The sequence below is a fragment of the Syntrophomonas sp. UBA5494 genome (genome assembly GCF_002426325.1).
On the sequence record NZ_DIPG01000095.1, the window covers coordinates 2,866 to 6,273 of the forward strand.

The 3,408-nt window shown below is 53.5% G+C and carries 2 protein-coding genes and 1 pseudogene; all 3 read left to right on the plus strand.

Features of this window, described 5'->3' with window-relative positions; translation table 11 throughout:
• Positions 1–244 precede the first annotated feature (244 nt).
• The gene (locus tag B3W37_RS10445) at positions 245–2,362 is read left to right on the plus strand and encodes a ribonucleoside triphosphate reductase (RefSeq protein WP_483169819.1); all 2,118 of its coding nucleotides are present in this window, start codon (positions 245–247) and stop codon (positions 2,360–2,362) included.
• A 48-nt stretch (positions 2,363–2,410) separates the two neighbouring features.
• Positions 2,411–3,124 carry an anaerobic ribonucleoside-triphosphate reductase activating protein gene (locus tag B3W37_RS10450; RefSeq protein ID WP_483169820.1) on the plus strand — a complete coding sequence of 238 codons (714 nt, stop codon included), beginning with the start codon at positions 2,411–2,413 and terminating at the stop codon, positions 3,122–3,124.
• 79 nt (positions 3,125–3,203) lie between these two features.
• Positions 3,204–3,408, plus strand: a pseudogene (locus B3W37_RS10455) (argininosuccinate lyase); the annotation flags it as partial.

Below are 3,408 nucleotides of genomic sequence, written 5' to 3' on the forward strand. Positions count from 1 at the left end.
GGGCTGAATTACTGGGAAACACTAGGACTATAGGCGCAGGATGGGGCTTACTCCATCCTGTTAACTTTTTCAAAAGGGCTGAAAAAGGACAAAATACTTCGTTTGGATCATCCCCAGACATAATTTCTGGGATATGGCAAAACAGGCCTCGTTGTATCCCCTTATATGGTGGTATATACTGTATATAGTGTGAAGAGCAATTAGCACACCATATATATTGTGGTTGAAACAAGGAGGAAATGGTTTGAGCATTACAAAAATTCGCAAAAGGGATGGCCGGGTGGTGCCATTCGAAAAACAAAAAATCGTCAATGCAATATTTCAGGCCGCCAAAGCGGTAGGCGGCCGCGATATTCAAATTGCCCAAACCCTGGCGGATAAAGTAGCGGAACTGGCGGAATATCAAAGCCTGGATGATTACGAGATCCTTTCGGTGGAAGAGATTCAGGATCTGGTGGAAAAGGTCCTGGTCAAAAACGGCCATTACAAAACTGCCAAAGCTTACATTCTCTACCGCAAACAGCATGAGATGCTGCGCGATACCAGGCAGCTATTAGAGAGCAACGAGATCGTCAACAAATACCTGGATCGCAGCGACTGGCGCGTCAAAGAAAACTCCAACATGAATTTCAGCCTGCAGGGCATGAATTTCCATATCTCCTCTATAGTTACCAGCCAGTACTGGCTGAATCAGATCTACACCCCACAGATGAAGACCGCCCAGGAGAGCGGGGATTTCCATATGCATGACCTGGGCATTCTGGCGGTATACTGCGTGGGCTGGGATTTGCAGGATTTGATCCGGGAAGGCTTTAAAGGCACCCGCGGCAAGGTGGCCAGCAAGCCGGCCAAGCATTTCCGCACCATTCTGGGCCAGATCGTCAACTTCTTCTACACTTTGCAGGGCGAGGCAGCCGGAGCACAGGCATTTTCCAACTTCGATACCCTCCTGGCTCCCTTCATCTATTACGACAATTTAAGCTATGAACAGGTCAAACAGAGCCTGCAGGAATTTATTTTCAATGTCAACGTGCCTACCCGGGTGGGATTCCAGACCCCGTTTACCAACATCACCATGGACCTCAAGGTTCCTGGTTCCTTCAAGGATCAGGCCGCCATTATCGGCGGACAGCTGATGGAAAAGAACTATGGCGAATTCCAGAAGGAGATGGATATGCTCAACCAGGCTTTCGCCGAGGTGATGATGGAAGGCGATGCCGAGGAGCGGGTTTTCACCTTCCCCATCCCCACCTACAACATCACCGCCGACTTCGACTGGAAGAATCCGGCTTATGACCGCATCTGGGAGATGACCGCCAAATACGGCATCCCTGGGTTTTCCAATTATATCAACTCGGATATGGATCCGGAAGATGCCCGCAGCATGTGCTGCCGACTGCGTTTAGACAACCGCGAACTGCGCCGCCGCGGCGGGGGGCTGTTCGGCTCCAACCCCTTGACCGGCTCTATCGGCGTGGTGACCATCAATATGCCCCGCATCGGCTACCTGGCCAAGAATGAAGCTGATTATTTTGAGAGGCTGGCGTGCGTCATGGACCTGGCCAAAGACAGCCTGGAGATCAAGCGCAAGGTGTTGGAAAACCTGACCGATTCCGGGCTTTATCCCTATTCGCACTTCTACCTGCGCAATGTCAAAGAGGCCAGCGGCAGGTATTGGGTGAACCATTTCTCCACCATCGGTCTGGTAGGAATGAACGAATCCTGCCTGAACTTCCTGGGTCAGGATATCGCCAGCCCGGCCGGGCATGCCTTCGCTGTCAAAGTATTGCAGTTCATGCGCGACCGCATCAGCACCTATCAGGATGAGACCGGCAGCCTGTTCAATTTGGAAGCCACTCCGGCTGAAGGGGTGAGCTACAGCCTGCCGCAGAAAGACCGCAGGCTGTATCCGGAGATCATCGTGGCCAACAACGAAGCGGTGAAGCAAGGAGCCGAACCGTTTTACACCAATTCCACCTTCCTGCCGGTAGGATATACCGATGATCTTTGGGAAGCCATGAAGCTGGAAGACCCGCTGCAAACACTGTATACCGGGGGAACCACCTTCCACATTTTCCTGGGCGAAGCCCTGCCGGATGTGGGAGCGGTCCAGAATTTGATCAAAAAGGCCTGCGAGCAGTTCCATATGCCTTACTACTATATTTCCCCGACCTTCAGCATTTGCCCTGAACACGGCTATATCCGGGGCGAGCATTTCGAATGCCCCTATTGCCAGGAGAGCGGCAAGGAGACCTCCTGCGAGGTGTATTCACGGGTGGTGGGCTATCTGCGCCCGGTAGATCAGTGGAATGAAGGCAAACAGCAGGAGTTTAGGAACCGGCAGACCTACAAGGTTGGCTAGAGCATCTGCGGCAGTACTCTATATCGAATGAATGCGGAGTTTTGAGGCATGAGATTTGCAGGTTTTTTAAAACAGAGTCTGGTGGACTACCCCGGGAAAATAGCCGCGGTGCTATTTACCCGGGGCTGTAATTTGCGCTGCCCTTACTGCCACAACGGGCACCTCCTGGTCAAACCGGGGCGTACCGAAAATAATGACCTGGATCTGGACATTTTGCTGGGATTCCTGCAAGAACGCGCCGGTTTTTTGGACGGGGTGGTGATCACCGGGGGCGAGCCCACCCTCAATCCCGGCCTGCCCGAGGCCTGCCAGGCCATAAAAGCCCTGGGATACCTGGTGAAGCTCGATACCAACGGCACTCGTTATGAGGTTTTAAAGAGCCTGATCGAGGGGGGCCTGGTGGATTATGTGGCCATGGACCTCAAAGCCCCCCTGGAATACAAGGATTACCTGGAGGTGTGCGGGCGGCTCAGCCGGGAGGACTTCCTCAATATACGCAACAGCGTGCATTTACTGAAAGAAGCCCCCATCGAGGTGGAATTCAGAACCACGGTGGTGCCGCTTTACCACAATGCGGATGACCTGCTCCAGATCGGGTCAGCCATTGCAGGAGCAGAGCTCTATACCCTGCAGCAGTTCAACCCCCGCCAGACACTGGAACCCGGACTCCGCTCCAGCAGGCCTTACCGCCCCCAGGAACTGCAGGAAATGGCGGCCCGGCTCCGGCCCCTGGTAGCGAGGGTGCGGGTAGTCAATGCGTGAAAAGCGGCGGAAGTCTTGGTATCAGGCGCAGAGTACTCTATAATTAAGTAGTTAAAGCTCAAGGAACAGGGGTGTTGATATGAAATTGTGGGGTGGCCGCTTTACCAAAGAGAGCGACCTGTTAACCGAGGACTTTAATGCCTCCGTCGCGGTGGACGGCCGTATGTACCGCCAGGACATAGCGGGGAGCATAGCCCACGCTGCCATGCTGGCCAGGCAGGGGATAATTGACGAAGAGGAAAAAGATAAGATTGTGGCCGGCTTGCAGGAGATCCTGGCAGAGC

What these genes read in the sequence shown, in the direction of transcription:
- B3W37_RS10450 (WP_483169820.1), top strand. Translation starts at nt 2,411, where the DNA reads ATGAGATTTGCAGGTTTTTTAAAACAGAGTCTGGTGGACTACCCCGGG.